This window comes from Synechococcus sp. A15-60 (genome assembly GCF_014280095.1).
Classification (GTDB): Bacteria; Cyanobacteriota; Cyanobacteriia; order PCC-6307; family Cyanobiaceae; genus Synechococcus_C.
This window is the reverse complement of the sequence record NZ_CP047933.1, coordinates 2,166,313-2,191,772: the sequence shown is the minus strand read 5'-3', so window position 1 is coordinate 2,191,772 and position 25,460 is coordinate 2,166,313. Positions and strand designations below refer to the sequence as shown.

At 59.3% G+C, this 25,460-nt stretch carries 27 protein-coding genes and 1 tRNA gene; 11 read left to right on the top strand and 17 right to left on the bottom strand.

Going from position 1 to position 25,460, the window contains the following annotated elements:
• Genes SynA1560_RS11980 through SynA1560_RS11970 form a run of 3 tightly spaced genes read right to left on the bottom strand, consistent with a single transcriptional unit; the run spans window position 1 to window position 2,825 of the window.
• Window positions 1-720, bottom strand: coding sequence for an ATP-binding cassette domain-containing protein (locus tag SynA1560_RS11980; RefSeq protein ID WP_255476959.1), 720 nt, complete (start codon window positions 718-720; stop codon window positions 1-3).
• 6 nt (window positions 721-726) lie between these two features.
• A complete protein-coding gene (gene devC / locus SynA1560_RS11975) occupies window positions 727-1,926 on the bottom strand; it encodes an ABC transporter permease DevC (protein ID WP_186469471.1) in 1,200 nt (399 codons plus the stop codon).
• Complete coding sequence (locus SynA1560_RS11970; RefSeq protein WP_186500624.1) at window positions 1,923-2,825, bottom strand: HlyD family efflux transporter periplasmic adaptor subunit; 903 nt, start codon at window positions 2,823-2,825, stop codon at window positions 1,923-1,925. Before SynA1560_RS11970 ends, devC begins: the two co-directional genes overlap by 4 nt.
• Before the next feature lie 77 nt (window positions 2,826-2,902).
• Here SynA1560_RS11970 and SynA1560_RS11965 point away from each other — a divergent pair, with 77 nt between their 5' ends.
• Complete coding sequence (locus tag SynA1560_RS11965; protein ID WP_186469469.1) at window positions 2,903-3,421, top strand: cyclic nucleotide-binding domain-containing protein; 519 nt, start codon at window positions 2,903-2,905, stop codon at window positions 3,419-3,421.
• Here the strand turns inward: SynA1560_RS11965 and SynA1560_RS11960 are convergent.
• The 3 genes from SynA1560_RS11960 to SynA1560_RS11950 form a co-directional block, all read right to left on the bottom strand.
• The gene (locus SynA1560_RS11960; protein WP_186500623.1) at window positions 3,383-3,700 is read right to left on the bottom strand and encodes a hypothetical protein; all 318 of its coding nucleotides are present in this window, start codon (window positions 3,698-3,700) and stop codon (window positions 3,383-3,385) included. The genes SynA1560_RS11965 and SynA1560_RS11960 overlap by 39 nt on opposite strands.
• 12 nt (window positions 3,701-3,712) lie before the next feature.
• On the bottom strand, window positions 3,713-4,141 hold the full coding sequence (locus SynA1560_RS11955; RefSeq protein ID WP_186471200.1) for an RNA-binding protein: 429 nt from the start codon (window positions 4,139-4,141) through the stop codon (window positions 3,713-3,715).
• A 64-nt stretch (window positions 4,142-4,205) separates the two neighbouring features.
• Window positions 4,206-5,435, bottom strand: coding sequence for a CCA tRNA nucleotidyltransferase (locus tag SynA1560_RS11950; RefSeq protein WP_255476958.1), 1,230 nt, complete (start codon window positions 5,433-5,435; stop codon window positions 4,206-4,208).
• 49 nt (window positions 5,436-5,484) lie between these two features.
• On the opposite strand from SynA1560_RS11950, the gene SynA1560_RS11945 reads away from it, so the two are divergent.
• From SynA1560_RS11945 to SynA1560_RS11935, 3 genes are read left to right on the top strand one after another with little or no spacing between them, the layout of a single operon-like run.
• On the top strand, window positions 5,485-5,736 hold the full coding sequence (locus SynA1560_RS11945) for a Ycf34 family protein (RefSeq protein WP_186469466.1): 252 nt from the start codon (window positions 5,485-5,487) through the stop codon (window positions 5,734-5,736).
• A complete protein-coding gene (gene tsaB / locus SynA1560_RS11940) occupies window positions 5,733-6,350 on the top strand; it encodes a tRNA (adenosine(37)-N6)-threonylcarbamoyltransferase complex dimerization subunit type 1 TsaB (RefSeq protein ID WP_186500622.1) in 618 nt (205 codons plus the stop codon). The genes SynA1560_RS11945 and tsaB overlap by 4 nt, the downstream gene beginning before the upstream one ends.
• Complete coding sequence (locus tag SynA1560_RS11935) at window positions 6,350-6,937, top strand: YdcF family protein (RefSeq protein ID WP_186500621.1); 588 nt, start codon at window positions 6,350-6,352, stop codon at window positions 6,935-6,937. The genes tsaB and SynA1560_RS11935 overlap by 1 nt, the downstream gene beginning before the upstream one ends.
• On the opposite strand, the gene SynA1560_RS11930 is transcribed toward SynA1560_RS11935, so the two are convergent.
• From SynA1560_RS11930 to rpaB, 5 genes are all read right to left on the bottom strand, one after another.
• Window positions 6,916-7,599: a 1-acyl-sn-glycerol-3-phosphate acyltransferase gene (locus tag SynA1560_RS11930; RefSeq protein WP_255476957.1), complete on the bottom strand. Its 684-nt coding sequence runs from the start codon at window positions 7,597-7,599 to the stop codon at window positions 6,916-6,918. The two genes, SynA1560_RS11935 and SynA1560_RS11930, sit on opposite strands and share 22 nt — an antisense overlap.
• A gap of 2 nt (window positions 7,600-7,601) precedes the next feature.
• Window positions 7,602-8,498, bottom strand: a complete 897-nt coding sequence (fabD, locus tag SynA1560_RS11925) for an ACP S-malonyltransferase (RefSeq protein ID WP_186500620.1) — start codon at window positions 8,496-8,498, stop codon at window positions 7,602-7,604.
• A 27-nt stretch (window positions 8,499-8,525) separates the two neighbouring features.
• The gene (locus SynA1560_RS11920) at window positions 8,526-9,539 is read right to left on the bottom strand and encodes a beta-ketoacyl-ACP synthase III (RefSeq protein WP_186501672.1); all 1,014 of its coding nucleotides are present in this window, start codon (window positions 9,537-9,539) and stop codon (window positions 8,526-8,528) included.
• A gap of 69 nt (window positions 9,540-9,608) precedes the next feature.
• Window positions 9,609-10,949 (bottom strand): phosphate acyltransferase PlsX, encoded by a 1,341-nt coding sequence (plsX, locus tag SynA1560_RS11915; RefSeq protein ID WP_186469461.1) that lies wholly within the window; start codon window positions 10,947-10,949, stop codon window positions 9,609-9,611.
• Window positions 10,930-11,676 carry a response regulator transcription factor RpaB gene (rpaB, locus tag SynA1560_RS11910; protein ID WP_186469460.1) on the bottom strand — a complete coding sequence of 249 codons (747 nt, stop codon included), beginning with the start codon at window positions 11,674-11,676 and terminating at the stop codon, window positions 10,930-10,932. Before rpaB ends, plsX begins: the two co-directional genes overlap by 20 nt.
• A 90-nt stretch (window positions 11,677-11,766) precedes the next feature.
• Between rpaB and radA the strand changes: the two genes are divergently transcribed.
• On the top strand, window positions 11,767-13,164 hold the full coding sequence (gene radA, locus SynA1560_RS11905) for a DNA repair protein RadA (RefSeq protein ID WP_186500619.1): 1,398 nt from the start codon (window positions 11,767-11,769) through the stop codon (window positions 13,162-13,164).
• Window positions 13,165-13,169: 5 nt separating this feature from the next.
• Here the strand turns inward: radA and SynA1560_RS11900 are convergent, their stop codons facing one another.
• Window positions 13,170-13,715 carry a photosystem I assembly protein Ycf3 gene (locus tag SynA1560_RS11900; protein ID WP_370523160.1) on the bottom strand — a complete coding sequence of 182 codons (546 nt, stop codon included), beginning with the start codon at window positions 13,713-13,715 and terminating at the stop codon, window positions 13,170-13,172.
• A 49-nt stretch (window positions 13,716-13,764) separates the two neighbouring features.
• Here SynA1560_RS11900 and SynA1560_RS11895 point away from each other — a divergent pair, with 49 nt between their 5' ends.
• Genes SynA1560_RS11895 through SynA1560_RS11885 form a run of 3 tightly spaced genes read left to right on the top strand, consistent with a single transcriptional unit; the run spans window position 13,765 to window position 17,725 of the window.
• A complete protein-coding gene (locus SynA1560_RS11895) occupies window positions 13,765-16,119 on the top strand; it encodes a cation-translocating P-type ATPase (protein WP_255476956.1) in 2,355 nt (784 codons plus the stop codon).
• Window positions 16,120-16,121: 2 nt separating this feature from the next.
• Window positions 16,122-16,763, top strand: a complete 642-nt coding sequence (gene tmk, locus SynA1560_RS11890; RefSeq protein ID WP_186500618.1) for a dTMP kinase — start codon at window positions 16,122-16,124, stop codon at window positions 16,761-16,763.
• On the top strand, window positions 16,763-17,725 hold the full coding sequence (locus tag SynA1560_RS11885; RefSeq protein WP_186500617.1) for a DNA polymerase III subunit delta': 963 nt from the start codon (window positions 16,763-16,765) through the stop codon (window positions 17,723-17,725). The genes tmk and SynA1560_RS11885 overlap by 1 nt, the downstream gene beginning before the upstream one ends.
• A 14-nt stretch (window positions 17,726-17,739) precedes the next feature.
• Here SynA1560_RS11885 and SynA1560_RS11880 read toward each other — a convergent pair whose 3' ends face one another.
• The 4 genes from SynA1560_RS11880 to SynA1560_RS11865 all read right to left on the bottom strand — a co-directional run bounded on the left by SynA1560_RS11880 (window position 17,740) and on the right by SynA1560_RS11865 (window position 19,960).
• Window positions 17,740-18,537: a response regulator transcription factor gene (locus SynA1560_RS11880; protein WP_186500616.1), complete on the bottom strand. Its 798-nt coding sequence runs from the start codon at window positions 18,535-18,537 to the stop codon at window positions 17,740-17,742.
• Between the two features lie 365 nt (window positions 18,538-18,902).
• Window positions 18,903-18,974 (bottom strand) — tRNA-Asn (locus SynA1560_RS11875).
• Window positions 18,975-18,997: 23 nt separating this feature from the next.
• Complete coding sequence (locus tag SynA1560_RS11870) at window positions 18,998-19,696, bottom strand: ABC transporter ATP-binding protein (RefSeq protein ID WP_186500615.1); 699 nt, start codon at window positions 19,694-19,696, stop codon at window positions 18,998-19,000.
• Window positions 19,697-19,960, bottom strand: a complete 264-nt coding sequence (locus SynA1560_RS11865) for a hypothetical protein (protein ID WP_186471197.1) — start codon at window positions 19,958-19,960, stop codon at window positions 19,697-19,699.
• A 158-nt stretch (window positions 19,961-20,118) separates the two neighbouring features.
• On the opposite strand from SynA1560_RS11865, the gene psbD reads away from it, so the two are divergent.
• The 3 genes from psbD to SynA1560_RS11850 all read left to right on the top strand — a co-directional run bounded on the left by psbD (window position 20,119) and on the right by SynA1560_RS11850 (window position 23,880).
• Complete coding sequence (psbD, locus tag SynA1560_RS11860; protein WP_006041823.1) at window positions 20,119-21,174, top strand: photosystem II D2 protein (photosystem q(a) protein); 1,056 nt, start codon at window positions 20,119-20,121, stop codon at window positions 21,172-21,174.
• Between the two features lie 90 nt (window positions 21,175-21,264).
• Window positions 21,265-22,224 carry a pectate lyase gene (locus tag SynA1560_RS11855; protein ID WP_186500614.1) on the top strand — a complete coding sequence of 320 codons (960 nt, stop codon included), beginning with the start codon at window positions 21,265-21,267 and terminating at the stop codon, window positions 22,222-22,224.
• Window positions 22,225-22,251: 27 nt separating this feature from the next.
• A complete protein-coding gene (locus SynA1560_RS11850) occupies window positions 22,252-23,880 on the top strand; it encodes a DUF2079 domain-containing protein (protein WP_186500613.1) in 1,629 nt (542 codons plus the stop codon).
• A 33-nt stretch (window positions 23,881-23,913) separates the two neighbouring features.
• Here the strand turns inward: SynA1560_RS11850 and SynA1560_RS11845 are convergent, their stop codons facing one another.
• Complete coding sequence (locus tag SynA1560_RS11845) at window positions 23,914-25,458, bottom strand: glycosyltransferase family 39 protein (protein WP_255476955.1); 1,545 nt, start codon at window positions 25,456-25,458, stop codon at window positions 23,914-23,916.
• Between the last annotated feature and the right edge of the window lie 2 nt (window positions 25,459-25,460).

Genomic DNA, 25,460 nt, shown 5'->3' with positions numbered 1-25,460 from the left:
TTAGTGGGCTGAGCTGTTTTTGGATTCATCCCAAGGATTGATGCGGCCGTCTTCGATGGCCCAGATACGATCAGCATCTTTCAGTAGACGCAGATCGTGGGTGACGAGAAGCACAGCACTGCCTCGATCGCGTGCAAGCTTGCCGAGCAGTTCAACCACGTCCTGACCAGACTGACTGTCCAAGGATGCTGTTGGCTCATCAGCCAAGATGAGATCAGGCTCTGGTGCTAAAGCCCGTGCAATCGCAACGCGTTGACGCTGACCACCGGAGAGCTCTTCTGGGTAGTGATTGAGTCGATGGCTGAGTCCGACGGCTTCGAGTAATTCACAAGCTTTATCACGACGTTTCTGCGGATTAGCTTCAGTGAGCTGAAGCAGAATTTGCACATTCTGCAGAACCGTCAGTGACGAGACGAGGTTGTGGCTTTGAAAAATAAAACCAATGCGACGTCGCGTCTGCATTAGCACGTCTTCACTGGCTCCGTTCAATTCTTGGTTGAGAACTTGAATGGACCCTTCTTCGACGGATCGCAAGGCTCCAAGCAGCGTCAAAAGCGTGCTCTTCCCACTGCCTGAGGGCCCCACAAGCAGTGTGATTTCACCGCTGTAAACATCAAAATTTAAGTTGTGCAGAATTTCTGTTCTCAGCTCGCCTTTCCCATAGCTGTGGCAGAGATTTTGAGTGCTGATGACGGGTTTCATCGTGATGTCGTCGTGCATGTGGCGTTAGAAGACGGATGCGGGGTCGGCATCACTGAGCTTGCGGATCGCGATTGCAGAGGCAATGGCGCAGGTGCTTATGGTTAAAGCGCCAACCAGTAGAGATTTGTCAGGCGTCATTTGCAGTTCAATGCCTGACACAGCACTCAAGCCTGCGTAAAGAGCTGCACTCACAATGGTCGCAGGGATGAATGCTGACACGCCCAAGAGAATGGCTTCTTGAATCACCACGATGAGGATGAATTGGCTTGAAAAGCCCATCGCCTTCAAGGTTGCGTATTCCTTGAGGTGGTCGCTGACATCGGTGTAGAGAACCTGGTAAACAACGACACCACCTACCAGTAAACCCATAATAGTTCCGAAACCAAAGATGACGCCGAAAGATGAAACATTGTTCCAGTAGTCTCTTTCTTGCTTAATGAGCTGCGGCTTCGTCAAAACTTGGATTTCATCGCCGTAGAGCGCGCGAAGATCGGCCTGAACTCTCGGAACATCAGTGGGTTTGTCGACTCGAATCAGACCTAGGGAAATTTCGCCAAGATTGATTTGTCTTGATGCAAGCTGTAGCGCTGTTGCTTCGCTGCCAATCAGATTGCTGTCGGCGACGAAGGTTGAGCCAAGTGAGAATAAGCCTTTGATTCTGAACGTCTTTTCAAAGTCTGATGAGATCATGTCGAGAGGCCCGTCAGCTTCAAAAGTTTTCCCAACTGGACCTGTCTTAATTCGTGATCCAAGGGTGTCGAACAGAACAAAACCAGGAGTCTTCAGTTTGCCGCTTTGGTCATTAATGGCTTGAACATTCAGAACCTGGAGATCAGGGTCGTATCCAATCATCCGAAGGGATGTTGGCTTGATCCCGTCGAGTTGTTGTGCATTGATGTTGGCGATATAAAGTGGAATGGTTTCGCGAATGCCTTCGATGCCCAGTGCTTGAAAAAGCTGTGATTGAGGAAACTGCTGAAAACTGCCGCTATTCACTGTCGCAGGGCTAATCAGCACGAGATCTGTTTCAAGTGCGTTGTAGAACTTGGTGGCGCTTTTCAGAAGGCCGGATTGAAAGCCAAGCTGCATGTACATCAACAAAGCGGCAAATCCGATTCCCGTGACGGCAACCAAGTAGCGCACTGGTTGTCGTTTGAGTTGCAGCCAAGCTAGAGGTAGGTCGTTGAGATTTAACCTCTGAAACCAAGATGTGATTTGGCTCATGGCTTGAAGCGAACGATGACGTTCAAGCCGCTCAGATTGGACAGCTGCTGTTGGAATTCAGGGGCGATGTCAAGTTTCACAAGAATGACGCGAGCATTGACATCGTTGTTGGCTGCTACTGCAAATAAGTCTCTCTGGGATACTTTGCCGATAATCGATTTCAGCGTGGCCTGCACTTCACCTTCAAAACCTCCGGTTTCGGCTTTGACGGTTGCTAATTGGCCAATGCGCAATCGATTGACGTCGGTCTGAAAAACCTGCGCCCAAACTTGCATCGAATCGGTGCGGCCGATGACTGCTAATCCTTCATCGGTCTGCTTCATTCCTGGCCAGCTGTAGATCCTGATCAGCTGACCGTCGAGCGGAGAGCGAACCTCCGCTGACGCCAATTGGCTACGGGCCTGCTCGACGGACGCCTTAGCGGCAGCGACGTCAGCTTGCCGTTCCAGGATGCTGGCGGTGGTTTTGGCCAGTTCTTCCTCAGAAATGGCACCGTCCTGGAAAAGTTCTTTGCCGCGGTTTTGGCTGACCTTCAAAAAGGGCAACAGCGCACCTGTCGACTTCAATTTGGATTCAGCTTGTGCCAGTGCCGATTGCAATTCGTCGTAACTGCTGAGTCTGACGAGCACTTGCCCCTTGGTGATCGTGTCGCCCTCGCCGACAAACCAACGCTTAACGATCTCATTCCCACCAGCGGTTCCTGCCGGAATGGAAAGAGGAACAAGGCTTCCCTCAGGTGTCAGACGGCCGAGCGCTGTGACTTCTTTGGGTTGGCTGACAACCGGAGGAGGGCTGGGCTTTGGCTTGAGAACGCTCCAGCCGATGGCACCAGCAGCGACAACCCCAGCAATGATGAGACCTTTTCGGAGTGCGTGGCGATTGTTGGGCTGGCTCGCCATCGTCGGTCCTACGTCAGGTTCGGCGCAGCACTTTAAGCTATGTCTGGATAAGATGGGCGCCGCTTTGGTCCTCGAAAATGCGCAAGTTCGCTGTCGATAAAGGCGACTACATCTACCACTCGGAAGATGCCAGCAGTGCCATCTATCTCGTGAAAGCGGGCATGATTGAGATGACGACGCAATACCCCGAGACGGGCGAAGGTGTCGATTCAACCCATGGCCCCGGGCATGTGTTCGGAGAAGTTGAAATTATTGATAGCCGTCCTCGAATCGCCAGCGCCCGCGCTGCTAAAGCCTGTCAGCTCATCGAGATTCCCAGAGAGGAGCTCATGGAAATTCTCTACGTCAAGCCAGAGAAAAGCTTGATGCTTGGGAAATCAACGTTCGAGCACCTCAAGGCGCTGTATGACGATGCCTCTCTCGATTCTGACCTCGAACGTCTTCGCGAGGAGATGCACGTCAGCATTCGTGATGCCGTCGTGGCCCACGAATCTCGCGTGGTGAAAAGCCACAACGGTATGGCTGCCATCGCCGTGCCGATTATTCTGCTGGTGCTCTTAGCTGGCGCGTCTTACTGGTTCTTCCATCGCGCCTAGTCGGCTCACCATTTGTCCCTTGTCAGCGAAACGATGCCTCGTCAGATCCCCAGCGATGCCGAAAAGTCGAAAGCCATTGATGAGTTTCGCGCCGACCTGCAAGAGGCAGTCGAGGAAGGTGTCGATGACCATGAATCCAAGATGACCAAAATGGGTTTTCTGTTTCTTGGGATTTTTGTTGGTGTGATCGGAATCGCCGCCTTGCTTCCTTGAGCTCCCCAAAAAATCCCATAAAAAAAGCAGGTCAGTGATGACCTGCTTTTTGATGGAGCGGTTCACTCGTCTCGCTCGTCAGACAGCGGTTTTCTGATTGGCCAGAAGATCTTTGAGCTTTGAAAGTTCGCCAGCCCAGCGTGGGTCAGGGGCTTCCTCAGCTTTGGCATCACTGTGAACAACCTTGTTCACGGCTTTGCGCGCGGAGCCCGGTGCGTGGCCGTTGTTCTGACCCCGGCGACCGCCGCCAGCGTTGTTGTCGCGCCGCTCAGAACGCTCGACGCGAAGAGCATTGCCTCCGAACTCCTTGCCGTTGAACTGTTCAATCACGGCATCAGCGACCTTCTCGTCGTCGATGTTCGCGAAACCAAACCCGCGACAAGCGCCGGTTTCGCGGTCGAGAACGGCCTTGAAGCGAATCCCCTCCCCGACGTTGGCGAGCTGAGCTTCAAGCTCTTTGCTCTCAAAATTCTGCGGCAGATTGCCGATGTAAAGACGCACGCTCATGAAACGGGGAAGGGGAAAGAAAAACTGCGTGTCAGGCCGATCGTTGTCGTCGCTGCAAGGGCAGTTAATCACAGGACCCATTCGTAGCGGTTGAAACCGAGTGATGGGAAAGCCAGGATCGCGCTGCGCTGAGCGCCTGCTCGCGGTTAGTGAGACGACCATACGCGCGCTCTAGGGTCAGGTGTCTGATCAGCGCGCCCAAGATCGGCCCTGGAGTCACTTTAAGGTCTTGCTGGAGGCTGTTGCCATCGATCGGTGGTCGTGGATGGAATAGCGGGTCCTCAGGATTTCTCCAACGCCTTAGCCAGTGCTGTTGCTCAGGTCCCGGCAGGGTGAGAATGAAGGCTGGGAGATCGTTTTCAAGATCTTGATGAAGCTTGAGTCGATCCTGTTCCGACAGCTGATCGGGATGGACGCAGGGCTCTTGTCCCAGCGTCTGCGCCCACCAATGGCGAAGCCGCTCACATCGATGCATTTGTTGACGGCTGCAGCGGAGCTGCTTAAGTCCAGCGTCTGTTAGCAGGGCCGTGAGTCGAGCCAAGGGAAGTGCTTGATCGCGTTCGTTGGCTGTCAGCAGTGCAGAGCCAGCGCTGACCGCTTCTGAACCCTGGGAGAACGCCATGGCGTCCCTTGTGCTCCAGGGGTGCAAGAGGTCTATCTCCCTTGCGGTTCGAATCGCGCAATCTGCGGCGGGTGCCGCGACCAGTCGGAGCACTTCGGCCTGAATCCTTTCGGGGGCTGCATCTTTGAGCAACTCTCGGTTGCGCTGAATCATTTCCAGCGTCCGTGAGTCCATCGTCATGTCGAGTTCCGCCATCAGCCGAATCCCTCTGAGCAGTCTCAGGGGGTCGTCTTGAAGGTTTTTCTCCTGAACGGCGACGATCCTGCCCTCCCGCAGATCCTTCAGTCCTCCCGTGGGATCTTGCAGACGAGGGATCGCGTCGTCCAGCTTGAGACCGATGGCGTTGAGGCGGAAATCGCGTCGGTTCAGATCCTCGTTCAGCGTTGCACCGTCTTGTCTGGCCAGGTCGATGGTCCATCCCTTCAGGGCGACGCGAGCCATGTCTCGTCCGGCATCCAGCACGATGCAGGCTCCTCCATGCTCCTCAGCCAACCGGCGCGCACTGGCGAGAGCCTTTTCGGGAACGATGAAATCAAGATCTGGAGTGTCGGGCAGCCTGCCGAGCAGCCCGTCGCGCACCGCGCCTCCCACCAGTACAGCGCCGGTTGGAAGCTGGTCGATACCCAGCGGCCAGCGTTCTGGTTGGAGACTGCTCCAGAGCTGAGAAGCCATCTGGGTGAGGTCCCCCGTCAGAATGGGTGCCGATCCGGAACGGGGAGGCATGTGCATTTGCGTGGACTGCCGCTGGGTGGACCGATGCCAGGCCTATCACGCGGTGGAGAGGCAGCATGGTGCCCCTCACCTGGCGGAGACCCCGGATCTGAAACCCGTTGATCCCAGGATTCACATCAGTGTGATGGATCTCCCTGATGCACAGGTCGGCGTTGAGTGGGATGTGCGCGCCTGTGGCTCGTTTGAGCGTGATGCCGGCCGCTGGCTTCGGCTCAGGCCAGGACAGGAGTTGCCGCGATGAGCGAGTGGTTGCTAGCCCTGCACAGCTCCACGGAAACTCTCGGGATGGCTCTTGTGGATGCGCGTTTGTCCATCGATCATGCCCAGGTGCAATGCCGCTCCTTGGGGCGCGCCCTCACCAATGAACTGGTGTGCTCTGTTCAGGACCTGCTGCCAACGCATCAGTGGTCGCAAATCACCAGATTGGCTGTCGCTACCGGACCCGGAGGTTTCACAGGCACCCGTCTGACCGTGGTGCTGGCGCGGACCTTGGCCCAGCAACTCAATGTTCCACTGCATGGCATCAGCAGCTTTGCGTTGATGGCCCCGCGACTGTGCCGAGTGCTGCCAGAGTCTGAGCGAAGCAGTCCATTCTCTATCATTCAGACGTTGCCCCGGCGGGGGCAGGTGGCAGGCCGCTATCGCATCGTTGATGGGATGGCAGATGAACTTGAGGTGCCGCGATTGCTCGGTCCTGATGAGCAGCCTTCTCCTGCTGTATCCATGACGGTGGATGTACCGGCTGATGTGTTGCAGCTACTGCGCTGTTGCCGTTTTTTCCATGACGCGCAGCGTGCCGGTCCCTGGGATCCAGTGCTCCCGATCTATCCCACGTCCCCAGTGGGCACGGTTTGATGGCTCTGGGCGGCCGCTCGTTGTTGTTGTGCTCGGCTTTTCTACTGGCTGCAGGCGTGGCAGGTCCGTTGCGCCCTTTCCTGGAGGCTGCGCTAACCAACCATGAGCCCCAGCGCATCCTGGTGTTAGGAGGTGATGCCGATCGAGAGCGCGTTGGCTTGAATCTTGCCCGCCGCATGAACCTCCCACTGGTGGTGAGCGGTGGGACCAATCCCGAGTACGCCCAGTGGTTGATGCAGGATGCTGGACTTGAGCCAGACCGTGTTCGTCTCGATTACCGCGCGCAGGACACCCTCGGCAATTTCACGTCGCTCGTCGACGAACTTCACCGTGAGGGTGTCCGTCATCTGCTGCTGGTGACCAGTGCAGATCACCTGCCTCGTGCCATGACCGTCGGTGGCATCGTCGCCGGGAGCCGTGGGATCCGTTTGACCGGGATCCCTGTGAGCTGTGCGGACCACTGTCGCGAAGAAGGCCTGGGCAAGCGCGTTGGCGATGGTTTACGAGCGGTGGCTTGGGTCGCAACTGGCAAAGATCTCAAACCTTGGGCGCGCCTTCACTGGCCTCAGGTGTTTACGGAACCCTGATCGAGCATCGCGTTGATGCGACGCTGCAGTTCGCGTGTGGTGGCTTCGAGGTCGGGTTTACGTCGGCTCGCAGGAGGCGGCACGGGTTCCCCGATGCGCAGAAACAGCGGCACCAGCCGAGGAAGGGTTTGCCCGCTACCGAGGGCACGATGGCTGTTCAAGATGGCAACGGGCAGGAGAGGTGCGCCGGACCGCGCCGCCAGCAGAGCCGCGCCTGGCATGGGGTTGTTGACCCGGCCATCGGGCTGACGTGTGCCGTCAAGAAACACGCCAATCGCCCAGTCTTCCTGCAGCTTGGCGGTCGCGGTGCGGATCGCCTCGCGATCGCTTGCCCCTCGGTTGACGGGGTAAGCACCACAGGCCCGGATCAGTCGACCCAATAATGGAATCCGAAACAGTTCGGCCTTGGCCATGAAGGCCACTGGTCGTCCGAGGCCATGACCCAGCAAGGGTGGGTCTAGGTGGGAGCCATGGTTCGCCACCACCACGAGCGGACCGTGCATTGGCACGCGCGTGTTGCCAGTGGTCCTTCCCCGGAACACCAAACGGAAGAGGGGAAACACCAGCAAGGCGCTCACCAGCCGGTAGACAACACTTGGAGACGGCGCTGGCAGCCCCTCGAGGGCAGCCGTGTTGGCGGTCGTGATCTTGGAAGTGCGCACGCTCAAAGGCCGAGATCGCCGGCATTGGCCAGCTGATGGCTGGTGACGCCGCGCATTGAACGCTTTGCGAGGCCACTGAGCACGTTGCCTGGGCCAATCTCCACCAGGGTGTCGACACCTGCGGCTGCAAGGGCTTCCATCGTTTCTCTCCAGCGCACACCGGTGGTCATCTGCTGGCGCAGTCGTTGTTTGAGTTCGCTGCCATCGCTGCTGGGCGTGGGGTCGGTGTTGCTCAGCACCGGCATGCGCGCATCGGCAAACGTGAGCGTGTCGAGATGCGCTGAGAAGGCCTCAGCCGCATCAGCCATGAAGGGTGAGTGGAAGGCGCCTGACACCGCAAGGGGGATGGCCCGTTTGCAGGTGAGTGCCTCGCTGACACTGCCGACAGCCTCAGGACTGCCGGATAGAACCACCTGGGCTTCGCTGTTGTCGTTGGCAATCACCACATCCGCTGTGTCGGCTACAAGCGCATTCAGTTGATCGCGGTCAAATCCGATGACCGCCGTCATGGCACCTCCACCTGCAGTGGACATGAGTTCGGAGCGGCGCTGCATCAGCTCTAAGCCCGTGGCGGCATCGAAAACGCCCGCGGCATACAGCGCCACCAGTTCGCCCAAACTGTGACCTGCCACCAAAGAGGGCTCACGGCCCTGGCGCAGTAGCTCATCGACGATCAGGGATTCGACGACAAACAACGCTGGCTGGGTGTTGCGGGTGTCGTTTAGATCCGCAGGTGTAACGCTCTCACCGGCTTCTCCTTTGCAGATGGCGAGGAGATCCCTTCCCAGACGCTGGGATGCCAGATCGAAGCGCTCTTCGGCCCCGGGAAGGCTCAGGATCGAATCGGCCATGCCGATTTTCTGAGACCCCTGACCAGGAAACACCCAGGCTATCGACATGCACTCCGCCGCAATGGTTCCGGGAGCCTACGCGGGACCCTGCCACCGCAACAGCGCTGCTCCCCAACTCAACCCTGCGCCGAATCCACTGCTGGCCAGCAGGTGGCCCCGGCGGATGCGTCCGTCGCGCACAGCTTCATCGAGCACTAAAGGAATCGTGGCTGCCGATGTGTTGCCGTAATGGGCCAGGTTGCTGAGCACCTTCTCGTGGGGAATCGAGAAGCGATCGGCCACGGCATCCAGAATGCGTTGGTTGGCCTGGTGCAGCAGCAGCCAGTCGATCTCGTTAGGGCCGATATCGCATTGGTCCAGTAGCGACTGCAGGATGGCGGGGACTTCGCGAACAGCGAATTTGTAGACCTCTTGGCCGTTCATTGCAATCGGCCGATAGCCACCCTGGCGGTGCTTCGCTTGGCCAGCCAGCGGAGCCGCAGTGTCAAGAGCGGGGAGATTGAGCACGCCTCCACGGGTGCCATCGCTGTGCAGCAGGAAGCCATGGAGCCCATCGCCGTCGCTGGCTTCTAGGGCCAGGGCCCCTGCACCATCGCCGAACAGTACACAGCTGCGCCGGTCGTCCCAGTCGACAAATCGACTCAACTGGTCGGCTCCAATCACCAGAACCCTGCGCATGGCACCGGTGCGCAGGTACTGGGACGCAGTGACCAGTGCGAACAGAAAGCCACTGCAGGCCGCTGTCAGATCAAAAGCGACGGCATGGCTGGCACCGAGGGCGGCTTGGACGCGAGGTGCAGAGCCGAAGAGATCGTCGGGGGTGGAGGTGGCGAGCAGCACCAGGTCAAGGGTGTCTGCCGACCAGCCGGCCATCTCCAGGGCCGAATTCCCCGCCTTGGTCGCCAAGTCGGTGAGGCTTTCCTGTGGGCTGCTGACCCGCCGACTGCCGATTCCTGTTCGGGTCCGGATCCATTCATCACTGGTCTCCACACGCAGACCCAGCTGGTCGTTGCTGATCACCTGTTCAGCCTGAGCGCTACCGCAGCCGATTAGGGCGACGCCACGGGAGTGCGGTGATGCTCCAGCCAAGAGAAGATCCAAGCGGTGGCGTCAGTCAATCACAGTCCTGCAGCGCAATCTTTGGATTGGTGGCGACGCTCAGGCCTTCGAGACCACTTGCGCTCCCAGCTGAGCGAGATCGTCCATGACGCCGTGACTGGCAGCGGAGTGGGCCAGGCGTAGAGCGCTCACCACCGAGAGGGCTTTGCTGCTGCCGTGGCCGATCACGCAGATGCCATTGACGCCAAGCAGAAGTGCACCGCCATGTTCGGCGTGGTCCAATCGTTTCTTGATGCGCTTCAGGTTGCTACGCAGAAACGCGGAACCCACCTTGCCTCGGCGTCCACGCGGCAATTCGGCCCTCAAGACCCCCAGCAAGACACTGCCGACTGATTCCAGAAATTTGAGCAGGACGTTGCCCGTGAAACCATCGCAAACCACCACGTCGAACTCGCCCGACAGCACATCCCTGCCTTCACAATTTCCCGCGAAGTGGAAGCGTGATTCGTCGCGGAGGAGCGCATGGGTGCGAACAGCAAGATCATTGCCTTTGCATTCCTCTTCTCCAATGTTGAGAAGGCCGATTCGGGGCTGGCTGACCTGCAACACATCACGGCTGTAGATGTTTCCCAGCAGAGCGAATTGGTGCAGATAGGAGGGTTTGCAATCCATGTTGGCGCCTACATCGAGCACCAGCACCGGCTGTCCAGGATCCTTGGTGGGGAAGAGGGCTCCAATGGCCGGCCGGTCAATCCCGGCCAGACGACCGAGACGGAAGATCGCTGAGGCCATCACGGCACCGGAGTTTCCAGCCGAATACACCGCCTGGGCTTCGCCGCGTTTGACGAGGTCCATAGCCACGTTGATGCTCGCGTCGCGTTTGCGGCGCACCACCGTGGCCTCCTCATGCATCTGGACAGATGGCCCGCTGGTGATCAGCTCAAGATGACCGGCATCAATGACGGTGTTGAGTGCTTGCGATAAGCCCGTTGCCGCAGCTGCTTCGAGCACCCGATCGGTCTCGCCCACAAAACGGATCTTCACCGCCAGGCGTTCAATCGCCTGTAGGCATCCCTCCAGAATCGGTCCTGGAGCATGGTCGCCGCCCATGCCATCGACGGCCACCCAAACGCGGTCGTCGTCGTTAATGGGCTCCTCGAAGCCAGGAACCCCGCCTTGCAAACGTCGCAAGGGATCCATTACTGGCTGCAGCACGGATCCCGCCATATTCCCAGCACTGTTCACAACCGTGCCGGCCATGGAGGTCACGGAACCGGCAACGTTGCCTGCGGCGCTTGCCGAGGTTGTGGCCGTGTCCACCAGACTGGTCACGGCAGCATTGCGCCGGTACCAAATCACCAGGCGCCGAACCGCTTTTGATCGGCGGGCTTTGATCCTCGGCGCAACGTCCGGGGAGTGGTCAGGGTCCTTCGGAGGCAACGGAATCGACGATGCGCTGGAACAGGTAGCCGGTGCCGCGAGCCGTGAGAATCAGCTCGGGGTTGGCCGGGTCATCTTCCAGTTTGGAACGAAGCCGGGAAATATGAACATCCACCACGCGGGTGTCTACATGACGCTCGGGGGTGTAGCCCCAAACTTCCTTGAGGATTTCTCCACGGCTGAAGGGTTCTCCTGAACGGCTGACCAGCAGCTCGAGGAGGCTGAACTCCATTCCGGTCAGGCGAATGCGTTCGTCGTTGCGGAAGACCTGACGTTTGTTGGTGTCGATGCGCAGGTCCGACACCTGGATGACACCTGAGTTAGGGATCCCTGCCGCCTGCTCTTTTTCCACGCGGCGGAGAACGCAGCGGATCCTGGCCTCCAACTCCTTGGGGCTGAAGGGTTTGATCACGTAGTCATCGGCGCCAAGTTCCAGGCCTGTGATGCGGTCAGCCACGTCACCAAGGGCCGTGAGCATCACGATCGGGACGTCTGATTCCTTGCGTAGTTCCTGGCAGACCCCATAGCCATCCAGTTTCGGCATCATCACGTCGAGGACGACGAGGTCAGGGTTGCAGTTTGGAAATTTCTCGAGAGCTTCCGTCCCGTCGCTGGCGGTGACCACGTTGTAGCCGATCATCGAGAGGCGGGTCTCGAGGATCCTGCGGATGCTGGCCTCGTCATCCACCACGAGAATGGTTTCTTTGGAAGGTGCTGAGGCCGTCATGGCGCCGGCAAAAAGCGTTACTCGTGATCACAAATAGGTGATTGACAGGTTCATTCGTTCACGCTCAGCCAACTTTCTTCATTATTCGACGTGCCCCGATCTGTCACTCTCTACGTCTGCCAGAGCTGCGGTGCCCAGACGCGCCAGTTCTTTGGGCGATGCAACAGCTGCGGAAGTTGGAATTCGCTCGTTGAACAGACAGCACCAAAAGATGATGGTCGGCGGCGGCGGGCAGCCGCTGATCCTGCAGTCGCTCCGAAGCCTCGCCGCTCCACGGCGATGGCCTCGCTTGGGGATCAACCTCTGCAGCGGCTTCCCAGTGGCTATGACGAGCTTGATCGCGTGCTTGGCGGAGGACTCGTGCCTGGGTCCTTGGTGCTGGTGGGGGGAGACCCTGGCATCGGCAAAAGCACGCTGCTTTTACAGAGTGCGTCGTCTATGGCCCGCGACCGCTCTGTTCTGTACGTGAGTGCCGAGGAGTCAGCTCAGCAGGTGAAGCTGCGCTGGCAACGCCTGACGGCGGAACGCAGTGACCTCCAGCTTCTGGCGGAGACCGATCTGGAGTTGGTTCTTGAGGAACTGGAAGCACTGCAGCCCGATGTGGCAGTGATCGACAGCATCCAGGCGCTTCATGACGCCGATCTTTCGAGTGCTCCAGGGTCTGTGGCTCAGGTCCGGGAATGTGCCGCTGCTCTACAGCGTCTGGCCAAGCGTCAGAACACGGCTCTCTTGCTGGTTGGCCATGTCACCAAAGAAGGCGTTCTGGCTGGCCCGAAAGTGTTGGAACACCTGGTGGATGCGGTGTTGACCTTCGAAGGCGATCGATTCGCCAGTCATCGCCTGCTTCGCGCAGTGAAGAATCGCTTTGGCGCCACCCACGAATTGGGCGTGTTCGAGATGCGGGGCCAGGGGCTGGCGGAGGTTGGCAATCCCAGTGAGCTGTTTCTCAGCGGCGAGCGGGCCAGCGGCGTGGCCACGATCGTGGCTTGCGAAGGCACGCGCCCACTGGTGGTGGATTTGCAAGCACTGGTCAGCACCACCAGCTATGCCAGTCCGCGTCGCACGGCCACGGGCATTGCTGTGAATCGACTCCATCAGATCTTGGCGGTGCTGGAAAAGCACATGGGTCTGCCGCTGTCGCGTTTTGACTGTTATCTGGCAGTGGCTGGAGGGTTGGATGTGGAAGAGCCTGCTGCGGATCTCGGCGTGGCCGCGGCTGTAGTCGCCAGCTATCGCGACCTCACGCTTCCAGCCGGCACTGTGCTCCTTGGTGAACTGGGCTTGGGCGGACAGCTCCGACCGGTCGGGCAGCTGGAGCTGCGTTTGCAAGAGGCTGTGCGACTGGGTTTTCGTCGTGCTGTGGTGCCGCGGGGCAGCGGTCTCGCTCCGGTGGCCGCAAGGCTTGATCTTGCGCTGCTCGAGGCTGGTTCGATCACCGAAGCTCTTGTGCTGGGGCTTGGGGTCGGACCTGATGACGACAGCCTCTGAACGCGTCAGAAATACACGTCAACATTGCTGCGACCACTGGACTTGAGCCAGTTTTCGATGTCCAGGTAACCACCGGGATTCAGACGCACAGCCTGAGTCCATGCCTCGGCGGCCTTGTCGAGCCAGCCGTCGGCCTCATCGCGTCGGCCCTCCTCTTCAGCCATCCGACCACGTTTTTCGTAGATGAGCCCCATGTTTTTGAGGCATGACGGCTGCTTCGGATTCTCTTCGAGAGCCTTGAGATAAGTCTCGATTGCTCGATCTTCTTCGCCATTGCTCATGTAGATGATCGCCATGTTTTTGAGGGTTTCACCACGGTCGATCGGGTTCTCCTCGAGCTTCAGGCTTTCTTCGTAGTTTTCAAGGGCTTCGGCGTAGTCACCATCGTTTTGGGCGGATAAGCCATCGCGGTAATACACATAAGCCTCTTTGGCTCTGGGGTTGATCGGCAGCAGCTTCACGATCAGATCGGCCATCACCGTGAAGCTTTTGTCGATGAAGTTGTCGTTGCGATTGCTGCGGGGCACGGAGAGCCGGACGGTTGTCCCCATCCTGAACCCAATGGGCACTGCTTAGCGTGGTGTGGTGTGAACCGTTGATGTGTCTGCTTCCGCACCCCACTCATCTGCTTCATCCGCCCCTTCCCACGCGGTGCTTCTCGACATCGACGGGATGAAATGTGGTGGCTGTGTGCGCGCGGTGGAACGCACTTTGCTGGATCAGCCTGGAGTGGCGGATGCCAGCGTCAATCTGGTCACTCGCAGCGCATGGCTTCGCCTGGAGGGTGAACCCCCTCCGGAGTCACCTCAGTCTCTCGAGGGTGTTCTGGAAGCGCTCCAAAACAGGGGTTTTCCCGCCAAATTGCGCCCGAGCGGTGTCGTTGGTCAGACCGATACGCCGGAACAGGCCTGGGGGTGGTGGCGTCAGTGGCGTCAGCTGATGGTGGCCTTGGTGCTGCTGCTTCTCTCCGGTCTTGGCCATTTGGCCGAGGGAGGGACACTGTCGCTGCCGTTGATTGGCAGTCTTCCGTTTCATGCCGGACTGGCGACCGTGGCGTTGTTCGGCCCTGGGCGTCCGATTTTGAGCGGTGGATGGAAGGCCCTCCGTAGCGGTGTTCCGAGCATGGACACCCTGGTGAGCCTTGGTGTCGGCAGCGCTTATTTGGCCAGCATCGTCGCGCTCATCTGGCCGCGAGTGGGCTGGCCCTGTTTCTTCAATGAACCCGTGATGCTGCTGGGTTTCGTTCTGTTGGGGCGCTTCCTGGAAGAGCGTGCGCGCAGGCGCACCGGCCGGGCCCTGCAGGAGCTCGCAGCGCTGCAGCCCAACACGGCACGTTTGCTAATGGCGGATGCCACTGTGCGTGAGGTGCCCGTGTCTTTGTTGCGCCCTGGTGAACGCATTCAGCTCTTGGCAGGCGATCGGATTCCGGTCGACGGTGTGGTGTGTGAGGGGCGATCAGCGGTCGATTTGTCCAGCCTCACTGGGGAACCTCTCCCCCTGGATGCTGAGCCGGGTACCGAGCTCAGTTCCGGGTGCCTGAATCTCGAGGGCACCTTGGAGCTGGAGGTGCAGCGGGTCGGTAGCGATACCGCTCTGGCTCGGATCATTGCTCTGGTGGAGCAAGCCCAAGCAAGGCGAGCACCGATCCAGGGCCTCGCGGACCGTGTGGCGGGCCGCTTTTGCTACGGCGTGGTCAGTCTGGCGGTGGTGACGTTCCTGTTTTGGTGGCAGCTGGGAAGTCGTCTCTGGCCCCAGGTGCTGGAGGTGCCTGTGGTGATGATGGACCACGGTTCAGGCCATGGCTTGCATGGTGGGCTTGGGGCTGGCGCTCAGACGCCTTTCGGTCTGGGATTGCAGCTTGCGATCGCTGTGCTTGTGGTGGCTTGTCCCTGTGCCCTGGGTCTGGCCACCCCCACGGTGATTACCGTCTCCTCGGGACTGGCCGCTCGCCAGGGCTGGTTGTTCAGGGGTGGTGATGTGATCGAGCAGGCCGCCTCTGTCGAACGCATGGTGTTTGACAAAACCGGCACCCTCACCCTGGGACGTCCCTTGGTGGATGACGTATTGGCCACGGAGGATGCGGCACGAGTCATTCAGTTTGGAGCGAGTCTGGAACAGACCAGTCGTCATCCCCTGGCTCATGCCTTGATGCAGGAAGCGCAGCGGCGCAACATCCCGCTTCTTCCCGTGCAGGCCAGTCGAACGTTCCCTGGGGCTGGCATGCAGGGCACCTTGGACACTCTTCAGGGCGAGGTCAGGGTCGGCTCTCCAGAATGGATGCAAGCCGAAGGCGTGGCCTGGTCGTCTGCGCAGCAGTTGGTTGTGCAGGCCGCCCTCAAGCGTGGTCAGACGTTGGTGGCGGTTGCTGTGGATCACGAGCCGCTGGGTCTGGTCGCCATTGATGACGGCCTGCGTCCGGATGCTGTTGTTGCTTTGCAACGTCTGCGCACTCAGGGTCTCTCGCTGGCCATGTTGAGTGGAGACCGTCGTCGTGCTGTTGAGCAGGTTGGCCAGGCCCTTGGTTTCACGGATGATGAACTGGCCTGGCAGTTGCTCCCGGCGCAGAAGCTCGAGCGTCTCGAGCGCTGGAAAGCCAAGGAAGCCGTGGGCATGGTCGGCGATGGCATTAATGATGCCCCGGCTCTCGCTGCTGCTGATCTCGGCATCGCTGTGGGAACTGGCACGCAGATCGCGCAAGACACAGCGGATCTGGTGTTGCTGGGAGATCGTCTCGAAGCGCTGCCGGAGGCTTTGACCCTGGCCCGCCGCACCATGGCCAAGATCCGTCAGAACCTCTTCTGGGCCTTTGGTTACAACCTCATCGCCCTCCCTGTGGCGGCAGGTGTATTGCTACCGGGTTTCAACCTGCTGCTCTCCCCACCTCTGGCCGCGTTGCTGATGGCCCTCAGTTCTGTGACCGTGGTGCTGAATGCTCTGAGCCTTCGCCTGCGTTAACCATGGCCGGACGTTTTCTGGTGCTTGAGGGCATTGATGGTTGCGGTAAAACCACGCAACTGAAGCTGCTCTCGCAATGGTTGCCCGGCAGTGGCCTCATGCCTGCAGGAGCAACCTTGCTTCTTACCCGGGAACCAGGGGGGACCCCTCTGGGGAAGGCCTTGCGGGAGTTGTTGCTCCATCCCCCCCAAGATTCGGCGCCTTCGCCCACTGCCGAACTGCTGATGTACGCGGCTGACCGCGCTCAGCATGTGGAGCACTTGATTCGGCCCGCTTTGGATAGGGGCGACTGGGTTCTCAGCGACCGATTCAGTGGTTCAACCCTGGCGTATCAGGGCGATGGTCGTGGTTTGGATGCGTCCACAATTCGCGATTTAGAACGGATTGCGACGGCCGGAGTGATACCGGATCTCACCCTTTGGCTGGACCTTCCCATTGCCGTCAGTCTTCGTCGTCGCCAGGAGCAGATGGCTGATCGGATTGAGGCGGAAGGAACCGCATTTCTGGCCCGGGTCGCTGAAGGTTTCCGGAGCCTGGCCGGCGAACGCGGTTGGGCTGCAGTGGCGGCTGATCGCACGCCAGAGCAGGTGCAGCGAAGTATCCGAGCGCAGGTTGAGGCCAAAGCGGCACAAGGTTGGATCTGATGCGGGGGTTGTTCGCAGATCTGCAGGGGCAGCCATTGGCACAACAGCTTCTTGAGGCTGCCTTGGATCAGCAGCGACTCGCTCCGGCCTATCTGTTCAGTGGTCCGGATGGGGTCGGACGCCGCCTTGCGGCACAGCGTTTCCTGGAGGGGTTACTGAGTGGGGGCGGATCGGACGCCCGCGAGCGTCGCCGCTTGGAAGAACGCAACCACCCTGACTTGTTGTGGGTGGAGCCCACCTATAGCCATCAGGGACGCCTGATCCCTCGATCAGAGGCGGAAGCGGCCGGCGTGAGTCGTCGCACACCACCGCAAGTGCGGCTGGAGCAGATTCGTGGGTTGAGTCAGTTCCTGGCACGGCAGCCCCTCGAATCCCCCCGAGGCTTGGTGATCCTTGAGCAGCCGGAGGCCATGGCGGAAGGTGCGGCCAATGCTTTGTTGAAAACGCTGGAGGAACCGGGTCATGGACTGCTGATCCTGCTCAGCGCTGCGCCTGAACGGTTGCTCACAACCATTCGCTCGCGTTGTCAGCAGATCCGTTTCACCCGGCTCACCGAAGCCTGCATGGCTTCGGTGCTGGACAGTCTTCCCAACAACGAGGGTGATCAGGCTTTGACTCTGGCCTCCAGTCAGCCTGAATTAATTGCCCTGGCTGCGGGTTCTCCAGGGGCGCTTCTGGAACATGTGCGGATCTGGAGGTCCATTCCCGACGATCTCAAGCAACGGCTTCAGACCCTTCCGCTAACGCCGGTTGAGGCGATGGCGCTAGCCCGAGACCTCAGCGATCAACTGGAGGGCGAACAGCAACTGTGGCTGATTGGCTGGTGGCAGCAACATCTTTGGCGCTCTCATGGTCGGGAAGAGCTCCTCGTCAGGCTTGACCGTCTTCGGCAACACCTGCTGTCCTTTGTTCAACCCAGACTTGCCTGGGAGGTGGCCTTGCTCAATCTCAGTCAGGCCTGACAACGTCGGAGAGATCAAGCGCTGGCGCGACTGTCCTGATCTTTCTGGTCCCGATCTTGGCGCGCCTGGGCTAGCACGTCTTGAAGACCTTCAAGCTGAGCACCTGTTGGGAGCTCAAGGCAATAACCAGCTCCGTACACCGTCTTGATGAAGCGGGGCTTGCGGGGATCAGGCTCGAGCTTGGTGCGCAGGTGACGCACGTGCACGCGGATCGTTTCAATGTCGTCGTCTGGTTCATAGCCCCAGACCTCTTTCAGAATCAGCGAAGGAGCCACGGTCTGGCCATGCCGCTGCAACAGACAGTGCAGCAGTTCAAACTCCAGGTGGGTGAGCCTCACCGGCTTGTCAAACCAAATGGCTTCAAAGCGCTCCGGAACGAGCGTGAGCGGGCCGTAACTGAGAATTTCGTGGTGGTTGCCGCTGGTGCCAACCGGAGCCCGATCGCTGCGGCGAAGCAGTGCTTTGATGCGAACTTGGAGCTCTTCGAGATCGAACGGTTTGGTGAGGTAATCATCAGCGCCTGAATTGAAACCGCTGACTTTGTCTTTGGTGCCACCCAGGGCCGTCAGCATCAGGATCGGGATCGCGGCAGTGCGGTCGTCGCGTCTCAGGCGCTGACAAAGCGTGAGACCGTCGACCTTGGGCAGCATTAGATCCAACAGGATTAGGTCGGGGCTGTATTGAAGAGCTAATGCTTGCCCTTTGATGCCGTCGTCAGCGCTTTGCACATCAAAGCCGCTGTGCTCCAGGTGACCACCCACCAACTCGCGCATGTCCCTGTCATCTTCGATTAGCAAAATGCAGGGCTTCATCGACTTGCCGGTAAGAGAACGTGGTGGACGTGGTTAGGCCGCGTCATGGCTTGACAGATTCTCTCAAGGTTCCATACCTCCTGCATTGATCGGGTAATCGGGAAGGGGTGGGTGAAATCGCTGCTGATCCCTTGCGCTGAAAGCGATTTGGCCTTCTGTGGCCATCGATGCTTAGGTCGGCCTCTATAGAAAGTCTTCGCTTTCCATGGGGCTTTGTGACAGAAAATCCATTGCTCGAGGCTTTTTTGAGCCAATGCGCACGCGTGCTGCGTCTGGCGCGTCGGCGTCATCCCGATGGATGGATTTGATTTCACAAATAAAAAACCGCGTCTGAGGTCTTCAGACGCGGCCTGTTGACCATGAAACTCCCCGGGCGGGATTCGAACCTGCGACCAATCGATTAACAGTCGACCGCTCTACCGCTGAGCTACCGAGGAATGTAACGGGAAGAACTTACCCCTCAGCCCTGCCGTCCGGCAAGGGGTTCAAGGCGGCGACGCAGAGCCGGGCCGTTCTGCCAGTGACCGATGCGACCCCGTTCCATTTGGGCGGCTCCGTCGGCATGGTCAAGTTCGCCGAGTCGATGGGTGATCCAAAGTGCTGTTAAGGGATTGCTGGATCGGTGGCAAAGCTGTTGGACGGTGGTGAGGATCGCGGTCTGGCTGGTGGGGTCGAGCAGCGCAGTGGGCTCGTCAAGCAGCAGCAGGTTGGCGTCACTGGCTAGGGCGCTAGCGATGGCAAGCCGTTGTTTTTGTCCTCCGCTGAGTGTGTGAATAGGGCGTGATGCCATGCCCGCCATCCCCACTTGTTCCAAGAGATGTTTGATCTTGCGTCGCTGCATCGTTTGATCGAGCCCAGGGGGCAAGTTCAGCAGCACTTCGCTGCCGCAACTGGGAAGCAAAAGTTGGTGGTCCGGGTTCTGGAACACCAGTGCCGGGCGAAGCTTGCAATCAATGTGCCCCGATTGGGGCTTGATCAGACCACTCAAAATCCGAAATAACGTGCTTTTGCCGCTGCCATTGCTGCCCACCAGCATCCAGAGGCCTGGACCGGAAATCTGAAAGCTGCAGCGATCAAGCGCACGGGTGCCGCAGGGCCAGCTGTAGCTGACCCGCTCAAACCGCAGTCCCGCTTGCCCGGCTCCATGTTGCACAGGCATTCAGGCTTCGAATGAAAACCCTGGACGTTTGGTGCCACCGGTAGCGGCTGTCTTTTCGTAGATCTGAACAGCCAGCAGATCGCTGGTGAGCACGCTGAGGCGTTTGCCTTCAACCTTTTCACAGGTGAGTTCAAGCAGGCGAGGCTGTCCCTGCTCAAGTGCAGTGCGCACCTGCTGATAGAGGGCTTCAGCGGCCTCGCTTTCCTTGCGTTGCACGGACACCGGCATGGGGCTCATGCGAAGAGCCAGCTCAATCACGTACACAGAGGCATCCTTATTTCTCTCGCCATCTTCGCGGATGGAAGCTGCTCCTGAAGTCGTGAGCATTTCTACTCATGTCTGCCTTTAATTCCACGTCTGGTGCCCACAGAATCTCTGGCGCCAACTAGGCTCGGCGCGTAAAGCTTCATGAAGCTCTTCTCATGACGATCGCTGTAGGACGCGCGCCACAGCGGGGATGGTTTGACGTCCTCGATGACTGGCTCAAGCGCGACCGCTTCGTTTTTGTCGGCTGGTCCGGCATCCTTCTCTTCCCGACGGCCTATCTGGCCATTGGTGGCTGGCTGACAGGCACCACCTTTGTCACCTCCTGGTACACCCACGGCATCGCCTCGTCGTACCTGGAAGGTTGCAACTTCCTGACTGCTGCTGTTTCAACCCCCGCTGATGCGATGGGTCACAGCCTCCTGCTGCTTTGGGGCCCTGAGGCCCAAGGCGATTTCGTGCGCTGGTGTCAGCTCGGCGGCCTCTGGGCCTTCGTGGCGCTGCACGGTGCCTTCGCTCTGATCGGCTTCATGCTGCGTCAGTTCGAAATCGCACGTCTGGTCGGCATTCGTCCTTACAACGCCATCGCCTTCTCCGGTCCGATTGCGGTGTTCGTGAGTGTCTTCCTGATGTATCCCCTCGGCCAGAGCAGCTGGTTCTTCGCACCCTCCTTTGGTGTGGCCGCGATCTTCCGCTTCCTCCTCTTCCTTCAGGGCTTCCACAACTGGACCCTGAATCCTTTCCACATGATGGGCGTCGCTGGCATTCTCGGCGGTGCACTGCTCTGCGCCATCCACGGCGCCACCGTGGAAAACACCTTGTTTGAGGATGGCGAGCAGGCCAACACCTTCAAGGCGTTCGAGCCCACCCAGGAAGAAGAGACCTATTCCATGGTCACCGCCAACCGCTTCTGGAGCCAGATCTTCGGGATCGCCTTCTCCAACAAGCGCTGGCTGCACTTCTTCATGTTGTTCGTGCCTGTGATGGGCCTGTGGACCAGCTCCATCGGCATCATCGGTCTGGCTCTCAACCTGCGCGCCTATGACTTCGTGTCCCAGGAAATCCGCGCTGCAGAAGATCCCGAATTCGAGACCTTCTACACCAAGAACATCCTTCTGAATGAAGGTCTGCGTGCCTGGATGGCACCGGCTGACCAGCCGCACGAAAACTTCGTCTTCCCTGAAGAGGTTCTGCCCCGCGGCAACGCCCTCTGATCGGACGAATCCTCTCGATTTGGGGCCCCTTGGGGCCCCTTTTTTGTTGGCTTCGGCGCTTAACTTCCACTTCATCGTGAGAGCTATTGCGTGTCGCTTCGCTACGTCAGGGGAGTCCGTTTGAAGAGCTGGTTCCTGAACGGCCTTCTCGGTATTGGCGGTGTGTGTGGTCTTGTGGCCTTCATTCAGCTGGTGTTGTGGATCATCAGGGGCACAGCAGCTGATTCAGGCTGGGGGGTTCTTGCTCTGGTGCTGCTTGCTTTCGGCGTCTGGGGACGCGCGTCGGGCGTGTTGGTTCGCCTTTTTGCCGATGACGATCCTGGGGCGAATCGCGCACGGCAAGTCGCGGTGTGGCTTCTGGTTGTCGCGATGGTGCTGTTGATCATGGGGCTGAAGCTCAGTTCCCCAGACCTCGATGCTTATAAGCGCCTGGTCTTCGGCGAAGGTGGTCTGGTCGAGTGGGGGCAAGTGCTGCTCCTCGTCGCGGCAATCCGTGTGAGCTGGCTGATTGGCGATGACCTGTTCCGCCGGCTCGATGATGCGCGCCCTGGTTGGCTGGCCAGAGGCTTTGTTGCTCTTCTGGGGCTGTTGCTTCTGGAGGAACTGGCCTGGGGGCAGGTGATCTTTAGCTGGCAGACCCCAGAAGCGATCCGAACGATCAATGCTCAGCAGGAAACAACCCTGCACAACATCGGCTGGTTTCAGGATCGTCTGGATGGCTTCACGTTTTTGGCGATGCTGGTTGTGTTGCTGACTGTGGTGCTGGCTCCGCAGGTCGCCCGGAGATTGCTTCGCCATCAGTCTCCCGAGCAACGCTCGCTTGTTTTGGCTCTGTTGCCAGCCTCGTACAGCTGGCCCCTGTTTCTATTCGTGGCCGTGATTGCTTACTGCGTTGCGACGCAATCCTTTTCTGAACTGCTCCATAACCGTGATCAGGAGTGGGGCGAGCTTGTGCTTTATGGATCGGCCTTGCTTCTGCTTCTGCGCACGCGGGTTCTGTTGGGAACGGCTGAATGGCATGCACCTGGGAGCGAGGCAGAGGCTCCTTAATCTGCTCCCATTGGACGTCAGGCTTGCATGAGTGAATCCACCGCATCTGCGGTTCCATCACAAGGTCCGATGCCAGGAGGGGTGAAGGCTCTGGCGGCAGGTTTCTTTCTGGTGTGTTTGGCGATTCAGATCTGGCGGCTGGAGAGTCTCAGTGCCACCTATGACCAGGCGCTCTTTCTGCAAGAACTCTGGTCAACGGCTCAGGGGCGTCCGTTTGAAAGCAGCCTGTCATCGGTTTTGTCTGCGGCTGTGAAAGTGGGCGGTGAACTGCCGTCGGTGGCTTATCTGCATCTCGGCCAACACGCCAATTTCCTCACGTTGCTCATCGCTCCACTGGTGGCTCTGATCGGTAGCTGGGCGCTTCCCCTGGTCCAGGTGGTCGTGTTGACGGCCGCAGGCCTGGTGCTTTGGAGGATTGCCGTCCGGAGACTCCCGGCGTCACTGGCGATCCGGCTGACCGCTGCCTACTACCTCAGTGGTGCCGTGATCGGCCCGGCTCTTGAAAACTTTCATGATCTGATCTGGCTTCCTTTGCTCGGATTCCTTGTGGTGGAAGCACTCTTGGAGCAGCGCCGGCGTCAGCTGGTGCTTGTCGCCGTGATGCTTCTGCTGGTGCGGGAAGACAGCGGTCTTGTCTTGTTCTCGTTGGGCCTTTGGGCCCTGGTGCGTCAGCCCGGTGCACGCTGGAGCGGAGTCGGTCTGATGGCAGCGTCTTTTCTGTGGGTGCTACTGGTTACCGGCTGGATCCAACCGGCCGTTGATTCCTCTCTGTCCGACCGTTTTCTTCAGGAAAAGTTCGGCCATCTCGTGGATGACGTGTCGGGAGGCACCCTGTCGGTGCTGCTCGCCATGCTGCGGCATCCTCTGGCGCTGCTGCAGGCGATTGTGTCTCCCCCTGCTGCCACTTTGGGTTTCCTCTTGGCGCTCAGTCTGCCTCTGCTGCTGATTCCATTGCTGTCGGTGGATTCAGCCTTGCTGGTGGCGGCCCCCCTCCTGATTGCACTGGTGTCGCAAGGTCGCTCGGCACTGTCCGTCACGCTCCGCTACGTGCTGGCTCTGGTGCCCGGTCTCTACCTAGGTTCTGTTCTGTGGTGGCAGCGCCACCTCTCGCTCTGGTCGAAGCGTTGGATCCGTCGCTGCTGGGTGGGTGCTCTGGGACTCGGTCTCACTCTGACCCTGTTGGCGAATCCCCATCGCAGCCTCTCGGCGCTTGTGCCCGACAGCTTTTCACCCTGGGTTCATGTCTCCCCAGCTGCGATGCTCGAACGCCGTGCTGCGCTGCGGGAAGCTGTTGCCTTGATTCCTGACCAGGCCAGTGTGTCGGCTGATACGCCTGTTTTACCTTCGCTGGCGCAGCGGGAGGTGCTGATCCGTTTCCCCAAGTCCATCCAGTATCTCGATCGTTCCGATGAGCCTCAGTCGGTCGATTGGGTGGTGGCATTTCCTGGTCACTATGGGCCGTTGGCGCCTGTGTTTGAGCTTGAGCGCAATCAGCAACGCTTGATCCGGCGCAAGCTCACGCGCCTTGTTGAATCCGGGGACTACCGATTGGTGCACTGTCGTGCAGGCACGGTGGTCTTGCAGCGTGCGTCTGCCGAGATTGCAGCCTCAGCTGAGATGGCAATTGAGCCTCGCTCCTGTTCATCGTTGAACTGAACGATTGCCTGATCATCCTGAACGGCGCTGGGATCAGAAGTCGCCTGGTAGATCCTCGATCGGAAGCAAATAAGTCTGCTTCTGTGGGCCGATCCAAGGGGCTGTGCTGGAAACGGCCAGCTGTTCCAGCCTGGCTCGTTGTTTGTCAGTCAGTGGGCTGTAGGTCTCCTGCCACAGGAAACTGCCTGCCAGATGGCTGGCTCCGGCATCTCTCCACTTCTGGATGCGCTCTGGGGTGAGCTTTTGGCTGGCGATCAGCCAACCTTGGCGACGTGCCAGGTTGAGCAGAGTTGGATCCGGTCCGGTGACACTCACAACGCGAGCGTCTGCGGGGAGCTCGCGTCGAATGGTCTCAGCGAGCGGCATCCAGATCCTGCGTTGCCTCGCTTCCACCGCCCAGTAGTCGAGCGACAGCACCATCACACTGATGAGCAAGGTGATGCAGAGCAACGTTCGGACCAACCAGCGACGCTGATGGGAGTGCCAGGTTTGCCATCCCAGTCCCACAAGGGGCGAGCTGAACAGCAACAACGGGAACTGGTAGTACTCATGCACCGTGCTGGATCGCATGGTCGCCACGGTGCACAACAAAAGTCCGATTCCACCTCCGAGGGCGATGCGCCCACCACCAACGCTCCAGCCGCGAATGGCGCCGATCATCAGGAAGGGAATCCCCACCACGAGCAGTGCTCGAAGCCCGACACGGATGGCGAGGTTTAACCAGCTCGACCCATTCAGCACCAGTTGAATGTTGCTGCGATCGCTGTCCTCTCCCCAAAAGCCAAAGGTCAGACCGCTGCTCTCGCCCAATTGGTAGGCATGCAAATACCAGGCTGAAGTCACCGCTAGAGCGGTGGTTGTGTAAACCCAGAACCAAGGATTAAGCAGCAAACGCAGCAGTCGTTGCAGCGTCTGTTGAGGGGGTTCTGCCGCCGCTTGAGGGGATGGGGTGAGATGGAGAAGCAGTAGGGGAAGGCCAAGCCAAAGCATGGGAATCACTTTGATCAAGGCAGCTCCTGTGAAGCACAACCAGCTCAAAGCGAGTGCCCACGGGGCCCGCCGTTCCACCCAGAGGCTGTGGGCTTCCAACGCTCCTGCTGCACAGAACAGCAGCAGAGCCTCCGCTTGAAAGGCGCGGCCGTAGTAAACACCGAGCGGGGCCACCGCCAGAGCCATGCCACCCCACCACCCGGCCGCTGGATTGAACCAACGTCGACCCAGTCGGATTACGAGCCAAATGGTGAGCGCACTGAACAGCACCGAGAGGCCACGGCCAATCCATTCGTGCACCCCGAACAGTTGATAGATCTGACCCGTCAGGAAGGGGAACAGCGGAAATTCCGATTCCACGTACCCGGGTGACGCTCCTCCCCAATCGATCTGTGGCAACCAGATCGGCGTGTCAAATCCAGCAAAGTGCCTGGCCATGGCAGCAGTGTCCGCTTGCCGCCAGCTGTGGATGCCCACCACGGGCATCCAGATGTGCACCAAACGCAGAACCACCCCCAGCAGCACCGGCGCCCAGATGCCAGCTGGTGCCTGGCTCGATCTGGTCTGTGTCCCGTCACTCGAGGTCATCC